The organism is Phocaeicola faecium (assembly GCF_014837055.1).
Taxonomy (GTDB): domain Bacteria; phylum Bacteroidota; class Bacteroidia; order Bacteroidales; family Bacteroidaceae; genus Phocaeicola; species Phocaeicola gallinarum.
In genome coordinates this window covers 24514-45270 of the sequence record NZ_JACSPQ010000005.1, presented here as the reverse complement: position 1 = coordinate 45270, position 20757 = coordinate 24514, and the positions used below count along the sequence as shown (strand labels likewise).

Annotated in this window: 13 protein-coding genes; 8 read left to right on the top strand and 5 right to left on the bottom strand. The window is 45.6% G+C overall.

Annotated features, from left to right (window positions below; genetic code table 11):
* The first annotated feature begins 9 nt into the window (after positions 1-9).
* Positions 10-1200 carry an FprA family A-type flavoprotein gene (locus H9626_RS06925; RefSeq protein WP_178255737.1) on the top strand — a complete coding sequence of 397 codons (1191 nt, stop codon included), beginning with the start codon at positions 10-12 and terminating at the stop codon, positions 1198-1200.
* Positions 1201-1280: 80 nt separating this feature from the next.
* On the opposite strand, the gene H9626_RS06920 is transcribed toward H9626_RS06925, so the two are convergent.
* The 3 genes from H9626_RS06920 to rsmA all read right to left on the bottom strand — a co-directional run bounded on the left by H9626_RS06920 (position 1281) and on the right by rsmA (position 5349).
* Positions 1281-3095: a DUF349 domain-containing protein gene (locus H9626_RS06920; RefSeq protein ID WP_191710035.1), complete on the bottom strand. Its 1815-nt coding sequence runs from the start codon at positions 3093-3095 to the stop codon at positions 1281-1283.
* A 125-nt stretch (positions 3096-3220) separates the two neighbouring features.
* Positions 3221-4564: a magnesium transporter gene (gene mgtE / locus H9626_RS06915; protein ID WP_178255735.1), complete on the bottom strand. Its 1344-nt coding sequence runs from the start codon at positions 4562-4564 to the stop codon at positions 3221-3223.
* Positions 4561-5349, bottom strand: a complete 789-nt coding sequence (rsmA, locus tag H9626_RS06910) for a 16S rRNA (adenine(1518)-N(6)/adenine(1519)-N(6))-dimethyltransferase RsmA (RefSeq protein ID WP_178255734.1) — start codon at positions 5347-5349, stop codon at positions 4561-4563. The genes mgtE and rsmA overlap by 4 nt, the downstream gene beginning before the upstream one ends.
* Positions 5350-5451: 102 nt before the next feature.
* On the opposite strand from rsmA, the gene H9626_RS06905 reads away from it, so the two are divergent.
* Together H9626_RS06905 and H9626_RS06900 are read left to right on the top strand one after the other, a co-directional pair.
* Complete coding sequence (locus H9626_RS06905) at positions 5452-6465, top strand: lysylphosphatidylglycerol synthase transmembrane domain-containing protein (RefSeq protein WP_178255733.1); 1014 nt, start codon at positions 5452-5454, stop codon at positions 6463-6465.
* Entirely contained in the window at positions 6462-7919 is a 1458-nt protein-coding gene (locus tag H9626_RS06900) for an aminoacyl-histidine dipeptidase (RefSeq protein WP_191710034.1), read from the top strand. Before H9626_RS06905 ends, H9626_RS06900 begins: the two co-directional genes overlap by 4 nt.
* 205 nt (positions 7920-8124) lie before the next feature.
* Here H9626_RS06900 and H9626_RS06895 read toward each other — a convergent pair whose 3' ends face one another.
* On the bottom strand, positions 8125-8475 hold the full coding sequence (locus H9626_RS06895; RefSeq protein ID WP_225230912.1) for a hypothetical protein: 351 nt from the start codon (positions 8473-8475) through the stop codon (positions 8125-8127).
* Positions 8472-8777 (bottom strand): FtsB family cell division protein, encoded by a 306-nt coding sequence (locus tag H9626_RS06890; RefSeq protein ID WP_191710033.1) that lies wholly within the window; start codon positions 8775-8777, stop codon positions 8472-8474. The genes H9626_RS06895 and H9626_RS06890 overlap by 4 nt, the downstream gene beginning before the upstream one ends.
* 312 nt (positions 8778-9089) lie before the next feature.
* Between H9626_RS06890 and H9626_RS06885 the strand changes: the two genes are divergently transcribed.
* The 5 genes from H9626_RS06885 to thrA all read left to right on the top strand — a co-directional run bounded on the left by H9626_RS06885 (position 9090) and on the right by thrA (position 20750).
* A complete protein-coding gene (locus tag H9626_RS06885; RefSeq protein ID WP_191710102.1) occupies positions 9090-10523 on the top strand; it encodes a calcineurin-like phosphoesterase C-terminal domain-containing protein in 1434 nt (477 codons plus the stop codon).
* Positions 10524-10552: 29 nt separating this feature from the next.
* Entirely contained in the window at positions 10553-13816 is a 3264-nt protein-coding gene (locus H9626_RS06880; protein ID WP_191710032.1) for a SusC/RagA family TonB-linked outer membrane protein, read from the top strand.
* 30 nt (positions 13817-13846) lie between these two features.
* Positions 13847-15646 (top strand): RagB/SusD family nutrient uptake outer membrane protein, encoded by a 1800-nt coding sequence (locus H9626_RS06875; RefSeq protein ID WP_178255729.1) that lies wholly within the window; start codon positions 13847-13849, stop codon positions 15644-15646.
* A 472-nt stretch (positions 15647-16118) separates the two neighbouring features.
* On the top strand, positions 16119-17948 hold the full coding sequence (locus H9626_RS06870) for a DNA polymerase III subunit gamma/tau (RefSeq protein WP_191710031.1): 1830 nt from the start codon (positions 16119-16121) through the stop codon (positions 17946-17948).
* Between the two features lie 369 nt (positions 17949-18317).
* Positions 18318-20750, top strand: coding sequence for a bifunctional aspartate kinase/homoserine dehydrogenase I (gene thrA / locus H9626_RS06865; RefSeq protein WP_191710030.1), 2433 nt, complete (start codon positions 18318-18320; stop codon positions 20748-20750).
* Positions 20751-20757 lie beyond the last annotated feature (7 nt).

The window sequence follows — 20757 nt, the reverse complement described above, 5'->3', positions numbered from 1 at the left end:
GAAAACAACATGGAACTAAAAGGTAAAGTACATTATGTAGGCGTGAACGACCGCACAAAAGCATTGTTCGAAAATCTTTGGCCGCTGCCTTACGGCGTTTCTTACAACTCGTACCTGATAGCAGACGATGAGATGGTAGCACTGATAGATACGGTAGATGTAGCTTTCTTTGAAGTTTATCTGAAGAAAATACGCAGCGTAATCGGCGACCGCAAGATTGATTACCTTATCATCAACCACATGGAGCCGGACCATTCTGGTTCTATTTCGCTGATTAAACAATACTATCCCGATATCGTACTGGTAGGAAATAAAAAAACTTTCGACATGGTAGAAGGCTATTACGGACTGACGGGCGACCGTTACGTGGTAGGCGAAGGCGATTTCTTGAAAATAGGACATCACAACTTGCGCTTCTACCTCATCCCGATGGTTCACTGGCCCGAAACAATGGTTACGTTCGATGAAACGGAAGGCATCTTGTTTTCGGGAGATGCGTTCGGATGTTTCGGCGCACTGAACGGCGGATGTATCGACAAAAACATCAATACCGACATCTATTGGAATGAGATGCGCCGCTACTACTCTAACATCGTAGGAAAATTCGGAAATCCGGTACAAAAGGCATTGCAGAAATGCAGCGGCCTGCCTATCAAGATGATTTGTTCTACCCACGGTCCGGTATGGGAGGAAAACATCCCTCAGGTGGTCGACATGTACGACAAGATGAGCCGTTACGAAGGCGAAGAAGGGGTGGTAATCGTTTACGGCACCATGTATGGCAACACGGAAGAGCTGGCTGAAGCCATCGCCGAAGAATTAAGCGCACAGGGTATTAAAAACATCATCATGCACAACGCTTCGTATACGCACCATTCGTTCATTCTGTCTGATATATTCAAATACAAAGGTCTGATAGTGGGTTGTACGACGTATAACATGAATCTCTATCCTGAAATTCAATCGCTGTTAGACAAGGTTGCCGCCCGCGAGATGAAGAACCGCATCATGGGTTACTTCGGTTCGTTCACATGGGCAAGCGCAGCCGTAAAGAAGTTGGGCGAATACACTGAAAAACTGAAGTTTGAGGTAGTAGGAAACCCGGTAGAAATGAAACAGACCATGAAAGCCGACAACTATTTGCAGGCAAAAGCACTGGCTAAAGCAATGGCAGACCGTCTGAAAGCCGACCGCAAATAAAGTCAGAAAAGCATACGAAAAAAGGGATGACCGGACTTGAAAATCGGGTCATCCCTTACTTTTTAATACATAATAAGTATTTACGATTCTTTCAAAACTTCGTCGATAGCAGCAATCTTCTTTGTAACCAAATCCAAATCGGCTTTCAGACGTTCAATCTTGCGGGTTATTTCAGTAACAAGGCTGTTACCTTTCTTTGAAGAAGAGTTAAGGAACCCGAGGTTATTTTCGTATGTCTGAATATCGTTCTTCAATCCTTCGTAAGTACGAACCAAACGTTCACGGTCACGATACAGATTTCCTTCTTTGCTCAATCCCGACTTAAAGTTACTTAATCTCTTTTCCGTAGCCGAAAGATTCAGTTTATCGAACAACTTGTCTACCAGCGAATGATATTCTTTATAGATACGGTCTTTCTCTTTGAACGGAACAAAACCTACTTCGTTCCATTCCTTCATCAATGCGCGAGTCTGTTCGGCAGCACTTTCATCGGTAATTCCCGAAGCCTCCAAAGCAGCCAGTCGCTTAATGATGTCTTCTTTCTTTGCTAAGTTTTCCTGCTCAACCGAACGCTGTGAAGAAGTGGCTTTGTTTTTCTGCTCGAAGAAATAATCGCACGCTCCGATAAAGCGCTTCCATACTGCATCCGAATGTTTCTTCGCTACGGGTCCTATGGTTTTCCATTCTTTTTGCAGACGGGTCAATATCTCTGCGGTTTCTTTCCAGTTGGTACTGTCTTTCAGTGCCTCTGCCTTTTCGCACAGCTCTTTCTTCTTCTCCAAATTCTTCGCCATATTCTCTTTGACGGATTTGAAGAAAGCAGCCTTGCGACGGAAAAACTCATCGCACGCGGCGCGGAAGCGTTCGAATATCTTCACATTCATCTTTTGGGGAGCAAAACCTATGGTTTTCCACTTAGCCTGCAGAGCCAATATCTCCTGCGTTTTTTCTTCCCAATCGCTGAAAGTCTTGAATGAATCATAATCCATCGCCTCTGCTATTTCGCAGATAACGGTTTTCTGATCCAGATTATTCTGTTCCTTTTCTTTCAACTCTTCGAAGTGTTGCTGATGACGACGGTTCACAGCCGTAGAAGCAGCCTTAAAGCGCGCCCACAAACTTTCCCGCAATTCTTTTGACACAGGACCTATACTCCGGAATTCCTGATGCAGATTCTGCAATTGATGGAAAGCCGAAACTACATCGGGCTCTTCCGCCAACTTTTCAGCGGCTTCACACAAGCGTGTCTTTTGTTCCAGATTCTTTTTGAAGTCGTATTCGCGAAACTCGTTATTCAGTTTCACCATGTCATAAAACTTCTCTGTATAAAGCTGATAACTCCTATATAATTCATTCTGTTTACCGGCGGGTATTTGTTTTATTTCACTCCACTCTTGCTGTAATTGCTTGAAATCATTATATATTTTGTTGGTGTCTTCGGTTGATTCGATAAGCATTCGCATTTTCTCGAGAATTGCCAACTTTTTCTGCAAATTTTCTTCCTTTTCCTGCTCTTGGGCAGCAGTCATTGCGTTGCGCTTTTCTTTTATAGCTCCCATCACCTCTTTAAATTCTTTTTCAAAAGGATCGGGAACAGGCACAAACTCATCTGCATTTCCTCCGTTCTCAACAAAGGCTTTACGCGCAGTGTCCTGTTCTGCTTTGTGCAGTTTATAAAACGTTTGCTTCAGCTGATCTATTTCCTGCTTATCGGCATTACAAACATCCTTATTTATCTCTTTCAAGCGCTGTATGACCTCTTCCTGAGTTTGTATCTCTGTACGCGGCGTAGCGCTTTCTGTTTCTTCCGTTGCAGAAACAGTAGAAACCGGAGCAGCCGATGTTTCTTCTACCGGCACTTCAGTTAACGGGCGATTGGTTTCATTCAGTTCCATCGTATTTAGATTTTAAAGAGTAATTTTATCTCTAACTTACAAATTAAAGAAATAAAATCTGATTTTCATACTTTTTTGCAGATTTTTTTTAATTTATACCCGCAAATTCTGATAACAGCAAAAGACTACGATAACAATACGGTTATTCCCATATACATTAACATACCGATAATATCATTCGTTATCGATATAAACGGTCCGGTGGCAATAGCCGGGTCTATTTTCAGTTTTTCTAACGTCAAAGGAACCAATGTACCAAATATAGACGCAAACATTACTACTGCGAACAAACTGATGGAAACAGAATAGCTGACCGTAGCATGGGCTCCGAAACGAATAAAATTATAGGTATAGACCAACATGGAGATAATCGTAGCATTAATCAATGCCACAACCGATTCTTTCAGAATTTGCTTGATTGTATTTTCTGCATTCAACGAACTGTTCGCCAAGCCCTGTACCACAAGCGCTGAAGATTGAGTACCTACATTTCCTCCGGTTCCACCGATAAGCGGAATATAAAGAGCCATTTCCGGATGGGCGGCAAACGTCGAATCAAAATTTCCCAAAATCATGGAGTTACCGATTCCGCCCAACATTCCGATAAGCAGCCACGGCAAACGGGCAGTGGTTTGACGAAATACGTTATCATCTGATTCTACGTCTTGCGACAAACCGGAAGCCAGCTGATAGTCTCTTTCGGCTTGCTCACGCACTTCATCCATCACGTCGTCGACGGTGATTCGCCCTACCAACCTGCCGATACTGTCGACCACCGGCACAGCTACCAAGTCGTATTTCTCAATGGTCTGCACCACTTCTTCAATCGGCGTATCTACATGAACAGATATTGGATCTTTTTTCATCACGTGCTTTACTTTCGATACCGAAGGGCTGGTAATCATCTTCTTCAAAGGAAACACACCGCGCAAACGTTCGTCATCGTCTACAACGTATACATAATAAATCTCGTCCATTTCCTCTGCTTGGATACGCATCTCGCGAAGACATTCGGGCATACTCCAATTTTCGTTTACTATCACCATCTCCGTACCCATCAAACCACCGGCGGTATCTTCGTCGTATTTCAACAAGTCGACGATATCGCCTGCCTGTTCGATGTCTTCGATATGCGAAAGCACTTCTTCCTGTTTGTCTTCATCCATTTCACGGATGATGTCAACCGCATCATCCGAATCCATATAGTCGACAAAACGCTTGGCGATTGTTTCTGACGGCAATATCTCAAGGAAACGTTTTCGCGCATCCTCATCCATCTCGATAAGAACATCGGCTGCCGTCTCGTTATCTAACAGCAAATAAACAGAACGTGCTTCTTCCGCATCCAGCTCGTTACAAAGTTCAGCGATGTCGGCAGGATGTAAATCGTGCAAGATTTCCTTTAACTTGTCCGATTCTTTCTGCTCTATCAATTCTGATACTTCTTTCAACAATTCCTCGTTATTCATGCCTCTAATGCTTTTTCCACCCAATTAGTCAAACCGATGAAGTCTTGAACCGAAAGCTGTTCGGGACGCTTGCTGAAAATCGGTTCCGCACTGAGCGGGTTTGTTTTATTCAAAATGGATGCTATCGAATTACGTAATGTTTTACGGCGCTGGTTAAACGTTGTCTTCACAATCTGCTTAAACAGTTTTTCATTACATCCCAAATCATTCACATCGTTACGTGTCATGCGGATTACCGCACTTTTCACCTTTGGAGGAGGATTGAACACGTGTTCGTCTACCGTAAACAGGTATTCCACATGATACCAAGCCTGTATCAGCACGCTCAATATGCCATACGTTTTACTTCCGGGAGAAGCCGCTATACGTTCGGCCACCTCCTTCTGCACCATGCCCGTACAGCAGGGTATCAATTCTTTATTATCAAGCATCTTAAAAAATATCTGGCTGGAAATATTATACGGATAGTTTCCTGTAAGCACAAACGGCTGTCCGCCAAAAACTTTCTCTAAATCCATTTTCAGAAAATCCTGCTCAATGATATTCTCCTCCCCTAATTGCGAAAAGTTTTCGCGAAGGTATGCGGTCGATTCGAAATCGAGTTCCACAACCTTAAGCAAACGTTTTTTGGGGAGAAGGTATTGAGTAAGCACTCCCATACCCGGTCCAACTTCGAGTATCGGAATGTCCGGATAAGCATCCACTGTATCCGCTATTCTCTGCGCCACTTGCAAATCTTTCAAGAAGTGTTGTCCTAAAAACTTTTTGGGTTTTACCAATTTCATTCCACAAAATTTAAGTTTATTCCACCAAGATATTATCTTTGCAACTTGTCTTACCTGCTATCGTGCAAAGGTAAGCATTAATATTAAATAAACCGACTTATTTTGAAACGAACTGAACTAAAAATTGTCATTAATAAAACCATCCAAATAGCCCTGCCTTTGTTTTTGGGAGCAGCCATCTTGGTTTGGACTTATCACGGGTTCGACTTCCGCCGTGTTTGGAGTGTTTTAAACGGAGAAACCAACTACTGGTGGTTGCTTTTTTCACTGGTATTCGGAGTTTTCGGACATTTGTTCCGCGGATGGCGGTGGAACCTTACGCTTGCTCCGCTCGGAGAGTATCCCAAACTGTCGAACAGTGTGTATGCCGTTTTCATATCTTATGCAGCCAATTTAGTTATTCCGCGTGTGGGAGAAGTATCCCGCTGTGGCGTGTTGGCTAAGTATGACGGAGTTTCGTTCTCCAAGTCGCTGGGTACGGTTGTTACCGAACGATTGATAGACACCCTCTGCGTACTCCTTATTACGGGAGTTACACTGCTTCTTCAATCGGGGGTATTCGCGGCTTTCTTCGCAAAAACGGGAACGAACATGTCTTTCCTTTCCGGCCTGTTTACCTCTACCAACTTTTATATTACGCTGATTTGTATTGTTGCCGTACTGGTCATGGCGTTTTTCCTTGTACGAAACCTGACCATTTTCGCCAAAGTAAGAGGTATACTGAACGACATCTGGACAGGGTGTCTTTCGCTTCGGAACGTAAAAAATCCGCCGCTCTTTATTATTTATACCATCAGCATCTGGGCCTGCTATTTCTTTCAGTTTTATGTAAGCCTGTTTTGCTTCGACTTTTCTACCGACTTAGGTATCATACCCGCACTGGTTATGTTCGTTGTCGGCAGTATCGCCGTAGCCGTTCCCACCCCCAACGGAGCCGGCCCGTGGCACTTTGCAGTCATCACCATGATGATGATGTATGGCGTAAATAAAGAAGAAGCAGGAATATTTGCCCTGTTAGTGCATGGTATTCAAACCTTTTTATTAATTTTGTTAGGTATTTACGGATTAGTGGCGCTGCCGCTCTCTAACAAAAAAACTAAAAAAACAGTAGTATGAACGACATTCTTTCTTTAGCTCCACAAAATGTGTGGAAACATTTTTATGCGTTGACACAGATTCCTCGCCCGTCAGGACACTTGGAAAAGATTCAGGCATTCTTGCTTGAATTCGGAAAAAACGTAGGCATCGAAACAAGCCAAGACGAAGCCGGAAATATCATTTACCGCAAACCTGCCACACCGGGTATGGAAAACCGCAAGACGGTGATTTTGCAGGCTCACATGGATATGGTTCCACAAAAGAACAAAGATACGGAACATGATTTTGAAAACGATCCGCTGAAAGTTTACATTGACGACGAATGGGTAAAGGCTAAAGGCACTACTCTGGGTTCGGACAACGGAATGGGGGTGGCAAGCATCATGGCGGTGATGGAAGACAACACCCTGAAACACGGACCGCTGGTAGGACTGATTACGGCAGACGAGGAAACGGGTATGTATGGAGCATTCGGACTGAAACCGGGCGAAATAGAAGCGGACATCCTGCTTAACCTTGACTCGGAAGAAGAAGGTGAACTGTATATCGGATGTGCAGGAGGAGAAGACCTGACTGCTACATTAGAATATAAAGAAGAAGAAACCGACCCCGAAGACGTGGCTTTGAAAGTTACGCTGAAAGGACTGCGTGGCGGGCATTCAGGCATCCAAATAGGATGGGGACATGCCAACGCCAACAAGCTGATGGCACGGTTCTTAAATCAGGTTATTGCTTACGACGAAGCGTGTCTGGTTTCATGGGAAGGCGGAAACATGCGTAATGCCATCCCGCGCGAATGTGAAGCCATAATTACCATCCCTGCCGAAGAGGTAGAAGATGTTCTGGCTTTCGTGGGAGAATGCGAACATGTTTGGAGAGACGAATACGCTACCATCGAAGACGGTCTCAGCTTTACTGCCGAGCGGGTTGAATTGCCCAAGATGATGGTGCCCGAAGAAATCCGCGACAATTTGGTGGATGCCATCTATGCGTGTCCCAACGGAGTGGAACGTTACATTCCTACCATCCCCGACACGGTAGAGACTTCATCGAACCTCGCCATCGTAGACATCAAAAACGGCAAGGCTACTGTCCAGATTCTGACCCGCAGCTCGCGCGACTCGATGAAAGATTATCTCAACACTTCTATCGAGAGCTGTTTCTCTATGGCAGGTATGCAGGTTGTCCGTTCAGGCTCTTATTCAGGATGGGAGCCCAACGTCAATTCCCCCATTCTGCGCGCCATGAAAGAATCTTACAAGGCTCAGTTTGGCGACAGCCCTGAAGTAAAAGTAATTCATGCCGGTTTGGAATGCGGCATCATCGGCGCTACCATTCCGGGACTGGACATGATTTCGTTCGGGCCTACCCTGCAATGTCCGCACACTCCCGAAGAGCGTTGCAACATTGCAAGCGTAAAGAAATTCTATGATTTCTTGATTGCCACACTGGAGAACACGCCTGAAAAATAGGCTAAAACAATAAAAGCCTGTTTAATTGGAATATTTAAACGACAAGCTCTAAGATAAAAAAGGTCGTCTTTATGTTCGATGTGAACAAAAAAAGACGACCTTTTTTTCTACCCATAGCGTTGCTTTACACATGCGGTAGCGTTAAGTAACGCTTCGGGTAGAACTGATGAACGCTTGCGGTAGAATTTCAGCACCGCTCCGCCGGTCATTTTCCACCCTTTTCTTTGGCTTCTTCATGCGGAATACGGAAGGCGGTATAAAGTTCGAGCAACGCCGCAATGGTGAGGCAGATAATCCACTCATTATGATGCCATAACAACATCATGACTCCCGTCATAATCAATAACATTGCACCTAAAAGTTGCTGACGGCGCAGACGGCGAATTGCAAAATTCGTGGTTTCAGGACTTGTCACAAACTGAGCATAAGCAAACAGTATGGAACCCACCAAATAAATATATGGAGCAAAGTCGAGTTTCATAAACTGAACCACCAGTCCGGCAAACAGTAAAACCGCTCCCGTCATACCAAATATATTCGCATTTTTCGCTGTCATTTCAAGTCTTCTTCAAATATAAAAATGTCTTCGTTTTCTTTCTTCATCAGATACTTCTCACGTGCTACTTTTTCGAGCGCTTCCTTATTCGAGGTTATCTCTTTCAGCATCTTGCTGTCTTCTTCATACTGCTTGCGGTAAAATTCTATCTCAGCATTCAGCTTGCTAATCTCGCGCTTGTGCGCAAAACGTTGAATCAGGCTGTTTTCATCTAACACCCCGATGACCAATAAGAATATCCCCAACGTAACCCAGTATTTGTATCGGCTGATAAAACGTCCGGTTTCTTTTAAAGTGACCATAAACTAATCCTTTTGTTGTGCGTGGGCAAAGATAACGATATTTTTGCAACCTCGTTTGTCGTAAAAAAAATATCTTTCGTATGATGCTGCTTAACATAGCAGGATGCTTGCCTGTGTTGGTTGGGTTAGTCATCCTAAATCATCGCACGATAAATTCAAAACAGTTTCTTTTACAACAGGTTTTGCTGTATTGGTTTTGTAACAACATCCTCACGGCAATGTAATCTTATCGTATCTGTTTCGAAGTCTGCAATCTGTTTTTTTGCATTTAAAAATAAAACTATGGTTAATTTTAATAAAGCGAAGAAAAGGATGGACTGTAAGGCGTTGATTCTTAGTCTGGTGATGGGTGGATTCTGCCTGAATGCAAGTGCCCAGAAAGTAGTGTTCGATTTTGGTGGAAAGGTAACCGACCCAAGCGGGAAGGGTATTTCCGGTGTGGTGGTAAACGACGGTATCCACTTTACCAAGACCGATGCGCAAGGGGCATGGTCTTTGGTTTCGGATACAACGTTAAGCAAATTTGTAAGTATATCAGTGCCGGCATCTTGTGTTTTGCCTCAGCAAGACGGGCTGGCAAACAACTATTATATATCTGTACGCGCGTTGGCGCAAACGGGCGGGAAGCATGATTTTGTGTTGGAAAAGCGAGACCAGACGGAAGAGAGCTTTCATTACATTGCCATATCAGATCCTCAGGTACGTAACGCCGACCAGATGAAGCGTTGGCGACAGGAAACAGTGCCTGATTTGAAAGAGGTAATCGATTCGCTGAAACAGTCGCGCGAAGTGGTGGCTATGACGTTGGGCGACTTGGTGTGGGATAACATGCCGTTGTTCGACGAATACCGTGAGTCGGTAAAAAACACCGGTGCGGTTTTCTTCCAATGTATCGGTAATCATGATTTCGACAAGCAATACCAAGACCTTCATAATATGGCGAAAGGCACGCCCGTGTATGGCGAAATGGTGTACGGACGCTATTTCGGTCCTACCGACTATTCGTTTAATATAGGCAAGGCGCATGTGGTAACTATGAAAGATATCAACTATGTGGGCGGGAAGCAGTATGTAGAAAGCCTGACCGGTCAGCAGTTGGAATGGCTGAAGAACGATTTAAACTACGTGCCGAAAGGCAGTCTGGTTATATTGAACCTCCATGCGCCGGTATGGAACAAGGTTTCGCCGGGTGGAAATGTCCGCAATGCAAACGCTTTGAAAGAAGTATTGAAAGACTACCGGGTGCATGTATTTTCCGGTCATACACATTTCTTCCAGAATAATGAAGTTACTCCTACGCTTTATGAACATAACATCGGTGCGGCTTGTGGCGGCTGGTGGTCAGGATGGGTAAACCAGTGTGGCGCGCCCAACGGTTATATGGTGGTAGATGTCGATGGTACCGACGTGAAATGGCATTATAAGGCTACGCGCCGTAATTTTGCTTACCAGTTCCGTGTGTATAAAAAAGGAGAGTTTACGGCTCAAAGCAGTTTCGTAGTAGCTAATGTATGGGATTGGGACAGTGCCTGCCGTGTGGTATGGTATCAAGACGGAAAACCGATGGGAGACATGGAACAGTTTATCGGTTTTGATGAAGAACGTGCTTCGCAATTAAAGAAGCGTAGCGATGCAGAGCCTACGGCTCATTTGTTCCGTGCCATGCCCTCCGACGGTGCCAAACAGATTAAAATAGAGTTTACCAATCGTTTCGGGGAAGTCTATACACAGACCATCAATCTCTAAAAATACATATTTCTTTTAATACATAAATAATGAAAACATTAAAATCAGTAGTTGTATTCCTGATGCTGTTGGTGGCAGGAAGTGTAATGACGCTTTCGGCTCAAAACAGAACCATTTCGGGAAAAGTGTTTGACGCAAACGAAGAACCTCTTATCGGGGTGACGGTTGCGGTGGAAAGTGCTACTATCGGTGCTGTGACCGATATAGACGGAGCGTTTACCATTCAAGTACCGGAAGGGAAAGTGGTCTTGAATGTATCTTACATCGGTTTTGCTTCGCAGCAGGTAACAGTAGCAGCAAACCAGTCGACTGTAACCGTCCACCTGAAAGAAGATGCAGTATTGCTGAACGAAACGGTTGTGGTAGGTTACGGTAAACAGAAGAAAGTAAACCTTACCGGAGCTGTTGCCAACATTGGAGGTGATGAGCTGGAAAACCGCGTAACTACTTCGTTGAGTAACATGCTGCAAGGTACGGTAGCCGGTTTGAACGTAACCACTTCTTCGGGTGTTCCGGGAAGTTCGGCTTCTATCAATGTGCGTGGTGTGACTTCTATCAACGATGCCGAACCGCTGGTATTGATAGACGGTGCGGTAGGCGAGATTGACCGCATCAACCCGAACGACGTAGAGTCGATTTCTGTCATTAAGGATGCGTCGGCAGCTGCTATTTACGGTGCGCGTGCAGCCTTCGGTGTGATTTTGGTCACAACCAAGTCGGGAGCCGCCAAAGACGGAAAAGCCACAGTACGTTATAGTGGCCGCTTCGGTTGGCAGGCGCCTACTACTTCTACCGATTATGAAACAACCGGTTATTGGTCGGTTTATACCATCAATCAGTTCTGGCAAGCCGATTCGGGTACATTGTATGTCGATTATACCGATCAAGACATGCAGGCATTGTGGGACCGTGTGAACGACAAGACCGAAAACCCCGACCGCCCGTGGGTAGTGGAAGATGTACGCAACGGCCGTCGCCAGTGGGTATATTACGGAAACCACGACTGGTGGCACGAATTGTATCGCGATAACCGCCCGATGCAGCAGCACAATATTTCAATCAGCGGCGGAAAAGACGATATCAAATATTATTTGTCGGGTTCGTTCGACAAACAGACCGGTATCTTGCGCGAAAATCCCGATGTTTTCCGGAAGTATAATTTGCGTTCGAAGATTGATTTCCGTATCAATGAGTGGTTTACAATGTCGAACAATACTTCGTTCTACAGTTCGCAATACAATTATTTGGGCGATGGCAGCGTAGAAAATACCTTGGCATATAGTGCCCGCCATGCTTTGGCTTGTTTCCCTCAGAAGAACCCTGACGGTTCGTGGTTGTATAGTACACCTTATTTGAATTATAAGGTAGCCAATGGCCGGCATATCTTGTTGGGTGAAGATTCACACCGCAATATAGAACGGGGTACTGACTTCTCGAATACTACCCGTTTGGTTTATTCTCCCATAAAAGAACTGAGCTTTACGGGCGACTTTACTTACCGTTTGTATCAGACGCGCAATACGAGCCGTTCCAATCCGATGTATTACCGTGAATATCCCGATGGCGATTTGCTTTCGTATGCTACCGGTGCCGGTGCCAACCGTTTGGACGAGTCGGTGAATACAAGTAATTATTATTCTACGAACATCTTTGGTAATTATACCGATACGTTTAACGATGCACATCATTTGACTGTAGTAGCCGGTATGAACTACGAGGCATGGAAGAGCAAAAATGTTTCCGGATACGGTGAGAACTTGGTATCTGCCGATTTGGACGACTTGGATTTGGTAGGTCAGAATGCCGAAGGTGCTACCATTACCGGTGTAGGCGGTGGTCAGAACGAATATGCTTTGTTAGGTATCTTCGGACGTATTAACTATGACTATATGAGCCGCTACCTATTCGAAGTGAGCGGACGCTACGATGGTACTTCCCGTTTTGCGAAAGGCAACCGTTGGGGATTCTTCCCGTCAGCTTCTGTGGGATGGCGTATTTCGGAAGAATCTTTCTTCCAGCCTGCACGCCGTTTGGTAGATAACTTGAAAATCAGAGCGTCTTTCGGTAGCTTGGGTAACCAAAATGTATCGTCTTACTATACTTTCGCACGTCTGGTTTCGATAGCCAATTTAGGCTATACGTTCGGCGAAGGAAGTGTGTTGCCCAAATATTCTACATTGGGTGCTCCGATAGCTTCGGACATGACTTGGGAAACAGCCCAGCAATGGGATTTCGGTTTCGACCTGACGATGTTAGGAAATCGCTTGAACCTGACGGTAGACGGCTATATACGTAATACACGCGATATGTTGACCGACGGCGTGGAACTTCCTGCTGTATACGGTGCGAGTGTGCCTGATATGAATGCTGCCGACCTGCGTACAAAAGGATATGAAATCACATTGAACTGGCGTGACCAATTAACATTGGGAGGCAAGCCGTTTGAATACAGCGTCGGGCTTAACCTGAGCGACTATAAGAGTATCGTAACTAAGTATGATAATAAAAACAAGACTTTTGCACAACCTTATTATGAAGGTATGGAAATCGGTGAGATCTGGGGATTCGTGACCGACGGACTTTTCCAAAGCGATGAAGAAGCCCAAGCATACGCCGAACAGTTGGATTTGAGTTATGTACTGAAAGGACAAACCGGAGGTTGGCAAGCAGGTGACGTGAAGTTTGTCAATCTGGATGGAGATAACAAGATAGGTATCGGAAGCAATAATGTGGATAATCCGGGCGACCGCAAGATACTCGGTAATTCGTTGCCTTCGCTTTCATACGGTATTACGGTAAGCGTGCGCTGGAACGGCATTGATGTGTCGGCATTCTTCCAAGGGACAGGAAACCATTATTGGTATCCCGATGGAGAATCCATGCCTTTCTGGGGAGCTTACTCTTATCCGTACCTGTCTTTCTTGCAGAAGGATTTCTTGCAGAATGTGTGGTCAGAAGATAATACGGGAGCTTATTTCCCGCGTGCGATGGCTTATTCGGCATCGGGCGGTGTGCTGAGCAATGTAAACGACCGTTATTTGCAGAATATACGTTACATGCGTTTCAAGAACCTGACTGTGGGTTATACCCTGCCGCAACAGTGGACGAAGAAAGCCGGCATTGAGTCTGTACGTGTATATTTTACGGGTGAAAACCTTTGCTACTGGTCTCCGTTGAAGAAACATTCGAAGTATGTCGACCCTGAAGGAGCTATCGACCGGAGCGGAGCTTACAACAATGCATTCTATCCGTGGCAGAAATCATTCCTGTTCGGTATTGATGTCACTTTCTAACATGAACTATTAAACAAAAGCAAAACGATTATGAAAAAAAGAAATATATTTATAGCACTTGCATTGTTCGCCGGACTTTCATCGTGTGACGACTGGCTAAATAAAAGCCCTTTGAGTGAAATAGAGGAGGAAAACTATTTCAGAACAGAAACCGACCTCCAGCTTTTCAGCAACGGTTTTTATAACAGCATTCTCAATAAATCGCCGTATGACGAGCAGAGCGATGTATATGTACAGCAAGAACTTTCCGATGAAATATTGGGCGGAGAAAACCGTATCGTCCCGGCAAGCGGAGGCGGATGGAGCTGGACAGCCTTGCGCAGTGTCAATACCTTATTAGGTAATGTGGATAAATGTGAAGATGCGGAAGCGGCTACAAAATATACCGCAGTGGCACGTTTCTTCCGTGCCTACTTCTATTATGACAAGGTAAAACGTTTCGGCGATGTGCCTTGGTATGATAAAGAAATGTTTTCGGACGACCCCGACCTGTATAAGGCGCGTGATTCGCGCGAACTGGTGATGACCAACATGCTTGCCGATATTGACTATGCTATCGAGAACCTGCCTACCCGTGCGGAAGAATCAAGCAGTCCTTTCCGTGTGACCCGTGGGGCAGCGTTGGCGTTGAAGTCTCGTTTCTGCCTGTACGAAGGTACTTACCGCAAATACCATAACCTGACTTTGGATGGGAATGATTATACGTATTACCTGCAACAGGCAGCGGATGCAGCAGAAGAATTGATTGACGGCGGTGAATATCATTTGTATTCTACCGGAAATCCGGAAGAAGATTACCTGATGCTGTTTGCCGAAGAAGATGCCAATCCCGATGAATACATCCTTGCCATCAAATTTGATTACGGCATGAGCGTTTACCATAATGCAACGGCGCATACGCTGGTGCCTACGCAGGGACGTCCGGGGCTGACCCGTAAATTGATTAATACGTATCTGATGAAAGACGGAACACGTTTTACCGACCGTGCCGGTTGGGAAACCATGCCGTTTACCGAGGAAGTGAAAGACCGCGACCCGCGTCTGGCGCAGAGCATCCGTACTCCGGGCTATCACCGTATCGGCAGGACGGATATTCTGGCTCCTGATTTGTCGGTTAGCGTAACAGGTTACCAGCCGATTAAATACGTGCAAGACCCGTCGGCTTCGGGTGGTCAGGTAGACCGTAACGACCGTTCTACTTGCGACCTTCCGGTATTCCGCCTTGCTGAAGTGATGCTGAATTTTGCTGAGGCTAAAGCCGAGTTAGGAACACTGACCCAAGAAGATTTGGACAAATCGGTCAATGAAATCCGCGACCGTGTAGATATGCCTCATTTGGATATGGCTCAAGCCAATGCCAATCCCGACAGCTACCTTTCGTCTGCCGAATACGGTTATACCAACGTAACCAGAAGCAATCAGGGCGTAATCTTGGAGATCCGCCGTGAGCGTGCTATCGAGCTGACTCAGGAAGGTTTCCGTTTCGATGACTTGGTCCGTTGGAAAGCCGGTGCTTGTATCGACCAGTCTCTTATGGGTATGTATTTCCCCAGTGCAGGCGAATACGACCTGAGCGGAGACGGTCAGATTGATGTGGTTTTGTATGAGGGAGATAACGAACCGGTTCTTGACGGTGCGCAGATATATCGGATTGGTTCGGATATAACTCTTTCTGAAGGCAACCACGGATATATCAATTATCACCATAACATTAGCCGTACGCCGTTTGATGAAGAACGCGATTATCTCTATCCGATACCAATCAACGAACGTTCGTTGAATCCGAGTCTGGCACAGAACCCGGGTTGGGACGACGGACTTTCTATCTGATATTTTGTTATAAGACGGGTGATTAATAAGGAAAAACGGATAATAAGGCTATAAAATCAGCGTTTTTCAGTTATGGTATCAAAGGTCGCTTTATTGCCTGCACGGGCAGTAAGGCGACCTTTTTTTCTCTATACTATATGGTTTGAAATGCTTGCGGTTACACGAGGTCTTCCATGCGGTAAAACGGCTCCGCCTAAGCGGTAAGACGAGGCAATCCAAGCGGTAAGATTTTTGGTTTTGTATATACCTGTTTTACAGTTGTTTATTTTTTTTCTGCTTCTAAATATTGTCGGATGCCAATAACAATATCTTTTTGCGTGGTGCTGTTTAAATTAACCCATCAGGAAATTTAAGCAGGTTTTTTCATGCCGGATGTATTTCAATGAATTATTCTTTTATCCATCCAATCTCTCGGATATTCCCGTTATTTTTGTATTTTTGCATCTGTCAAGCAACGAAAACCAATCTGTTCATGGAGGAAAATTACATTGTATCGGCTCGGAAATACCGCCCGGCGACATTCGATACGGTAGTGGGGCAACGCGCCTTGACCACTACGCTGAAAAACGCCATAGCCAACCACAAGCTGGCTCACGCATACCTGTTCTGCGGTCCGCGCGGAGTGGGAAAAACCACGTGTGCGCGTATCTTTGCCAAGACCATCAACTGTTTGCAGCCTACTGCCGACGGCGAGGCATGTAACGAGTGTGAATCTTGCAAGGCGTTCAACGAGCAGCGGTCGTATAACATCCATGAACTCGATGCCGCTTCGAACAACTCGGTGGAGGACATCCGTTCGCTTATCGAGCAGGTACGCATCCCGCCCCAAATCGGGAAATATAAGGTATATATCATCGACGAGGTTCACATGCTTTCACAAGCGGCTTTCAACGCTTTCTTGAAAACGTTAGAAGAGCCGCCTCATCATGCCATTTTCATTCTTGCCACTACCGAAAAACATAAGATTCTGCCTACCATATTGAGCCGCTGTCAGATTTACGACTTTAACCGAATCAGCGTGACCGACACGGTAGAGCATCTGGAAAACGTGGCAAAGAAAGAGGGTATCGATGCCGAACCCGAAGCGCTTACCGTAATCGCCCAGAAAGCAGACGGCGGTATGCGCGACGCGCTTTCGATATTCGATCAAGTGGTGAGTTTCACCAACGGACACATTACGTACCAAAGCGTTATCGAAAACCTCAACGTACTTGATTACGAATATTATTTCAAGCTGACGGACTGTTTCTTGCATAACAAGGTAACAGACTGTCTGCTGATATTCAATGACATTCTGCGAAAAGGCTTCGACGGCAACCACTTCATTACCGGATTAAGTTCTCACTTCCGCGACCTTCTGGTTAGCCGCGACCCCGCTACCCTTCCTTTATTAGAGGTTGGAGCTTCCATTCGCGAACGTTACCAAGCACAGGCACAGCAGTGTTCTCCCAAGTTCCTTTATCGCGCCATGAAGCTCTGTAACGATTGCGACCTGAACTATCGCGTCAGCAAGAACAAACGCTTATTAGTGGAACTGACCCTCATTGAGGTGGCTCAACTTACTGCCGAACCGGAAGACGCGGCAGGCGGGCATCGCCCTAAAAAGACTTTAAACCCTGTATTTAACCAAACGCAAGCGGCATCCGCTTCGCCGGCGCCACAACCACAGTCGGCACCTGCGGCTTCCGCACAACAGCCGGCGGCTACTGCCTATACTCAACCGGCAGCTCCGGCAGAGACATTGCGCGAACCTGCCCAGCCGAACATTCATGCCAACCCACTGCCTAAAACAGATACAGGAAAGAAAACTCCGGTACTCAAAGCAGGAAGTATCGGCATGTCAATCCGTCGTCCTCATGCCCAACAAGCTACTGCGACGCAGCAAAACGCTCCGGCAGCTTCTTCCGTTACACAAGCGGAAGAAGAATGGGAAGACTATATCTTCAACGAAAAAGATTTGAATTATTATTGGCGGGAATTTGCGGTACGCCTGCCCAAAGAAGAAGCCGCCAACGCCGGACGTATGCAGAACATGCACCCCCAACTGCAAGCAGACCAGACAACATTCGAAGTAGCCGTAGACAATGAGATTGTTCAGAAATATATGCAGCAGTTGATGCCGCAGATTGAAGATTACCTCCGCCAACAACTGCATAACCGGAAGATAAAAATGACCGTACGTGTCAGCGCTCCTGAAGAAAACGTGCGCGCATACAGCCATTTGGAACGCTTCCAGATGATGAGCAAAAAAAACCCAAGCCTGCTCAAACTGAAAGAAGAATTAGGATTAGAGTTGGCATAACCGGAATATTTCAATCGTGATACTTTGAAAGACATTATCGGCAAGAATAGACATATTTGTGCAAAAAATAACGGGAAAAGTATTTGTTTGTAGAAAAATGTTGTTATATTTGCCGTCGAGAAAACATTAATCTATGACTGAACGCTATCTTTATATCATCTTGACGGGGACAGGGCGAATGCCCGCTGTCACATCGGCTACCGGGATGACCCCTCGGGGGTAAGGATAGTATGTTTATGTGTATCTACGCGATACACGTCTGCAAAGGCAGACTTTTTTCGTTTTTCCAGTAATCAAGATTTTATTTTAATCCGGCTCTTCCTTTCTGTCTGGCTATGACAGGTGAAGAGGCACAATACCATACCGTACATGAAAGTATTGAAATTCGGCGGAACATCCGTAGGTTCCGTGAACAGCATGTTGAGCGTGAAAAAAATAGTCGAAGCAGTAGACGATAAAGTAATCGTGGTAGTTTCCGCCCTCGGAGGCATCACCGATAAACTGATTAACACATCCAAAATGGCAGCGGCAGGCGATTCTTCGTACGAAAAAGAAATGAAAGAAATCGTAAACCGACACATCGAAATGGTTTATACCGTGATTCCTGCCGGACACGGACGAGAGGTGTTGCTTGACCAAGTAAACGAACTGTTAAGCGAACTGAAAGATATTTTTCAGGGCATTTACTTAATCCGCGACTTGTCTCCCAAAACTTCGGCTACGATTGTAAGCTACGGCGAACGGCTTTCGTCCATCATTGTGGCTACGCTGATAGAAGGAGCGCAATGGTTTGACTCGCGTACTTTCATCAAGACCGAAAAGAAACATAACCGCCATATCCTCGACTCGGAACTGACGAACCAATTGGTGCGCAAAACGTTCCGCGAGATTCCGAAGGTATCGCTCGTACCGGGATTCATTTCGACCGACAAATTGACAAACGAAGTAACCAACCTCGGACGGGGTGGCTCAGATTATACGGCATCTATCATTGCCGCTGCCCTCGATGCAGATATTCTGGAAATATGGACAGATGTAGACGGCTTTATGACTGCCGACCCGCGTGTTATCAGTACCGCTTATCCTATCACCGAACTGAGCTATGTGGAGGCTATGGAGCTGTGTAACTTCGGTGCGAAGGTGGTTTATCCGCCTACCATTTACCCCGTATGTCATAAAAACATACCTATATTAATAAAGAATACGTTTAACCCCGATGCTCCGGGTACCATTATCAAACAGGAAGCCGACCATTCATCGAAACCGATTAAGGGTATTTCCTCTATCAATGATACCTGCCTTATCACCATGACCGGACTGGGTATGGTGGGTGTTATCGGTGTGAATCATCGCATCTTTAAAACATTGGCAGAAAACGGTATCAGCGTATTCCTCGTTTCGCAGGCTTCGTCAGAAAACTCTACTTCTATCGGTGTGCGTAACGAAGATGCGGCTCTGGCATGTGAAGTACTGAATGAAGAATTTTCGAAAGAAATCGAAATGGGCGAAATCAGTCCGATGAAAGCAGAAGGCGGACTGGCTACGGTTGCCATCGTAGGAGAAAACATGAAACATACTCCGGGAATAGCCGGAAAGCTGTTCGGTACGTTAGGACGTAACGGTATCAATGTAATCGCCTGTGCGCAGGGTGCTTCGGAGACAAACATTTCGTTTGTGGTAGACGGCGGTTCGCTGCGCAAGACACTCAATGTCATCCACGATTCTTTTTTCTTATCCGAATATCAGGTATTAAACCTTTTTATATGCGGAATCGGTACGGTAGGGAGCAGCTTGATTGAGCAGATTCATGCCCAACAAGAAAAGCTGAAACAAGAACGGGGACTCATGCTGCGTATCGTAGGTATAGCAAACGGTCATCTTGCTTACTTTACGCGCCGGGGTATCGACCTTGCCGATTTCCGTAAAGAATTAGAAGAAAAAGGCATTCCGTCTTCACCGCAAGTGCTGCACGATGAAATCATCGGCATGAATATTTTCAATCCGGTATTCGTAGACTGTACTGCCAGCCCGGAAATAGCCGGACTTTATAAAGATTTTCTGAGCCATAACATTGCTGTAGTGGCTGCCAACAAAATTGCGGCTTCATCGGAGTATGACATTTATGCCGAACTGAAACAAATAGCCCGACTGAGAGGTGTGAAGTTTCTGTTCGAAACAAACGTAGGTGCAGGGCTTCCGGTCATCAATACGATTAATGATCTGATTAACAGCGGCGACAAGATTCTGAAGATAGAAGCCGTACTGAGTGGCACACTGAACTATATATTCAACGAACTGAGCGCCGATATGCCGCTCAGCAAGATTATCCGCAAAGCAAAAGAAGAAGGATACTCTGAGCCCGACCCGCGCATCGACCTGAGTGGGAAGGATGTTATCCGCAAACTGGTGATTTTAGGACGTGAAGCAGGCTATCGGTTGGAACAGGAAGACGTAAAGACTCATCTCTTCATTCCTGACAAATACTTTGAAGGCTCTCTGGATGACTTCTGGAAACATATCGGAGAATTGGATGCCGATTTCGAAATGCGCCGCCAGAAACTGGAAAGCGAAGGAAAACGCTGGCGCTTTGTTGCACGCTTGGAAAACGGCGAAGCATCCGTAGCGTTAGAAGAGGTAGAGTTTCATCATCCGTTCTATAATCTTGAAGGAAGCAATAATATTATTTTGCTTACCACCGAACGGTATAATGAATACCCCATGCTGATACAAGGCTATGGCGCAGGAGCCGGAGTTACAGCGGCAGGAGTTTTTGCCGACATCATGAGTATTGCCAACATCTAATTAAGAA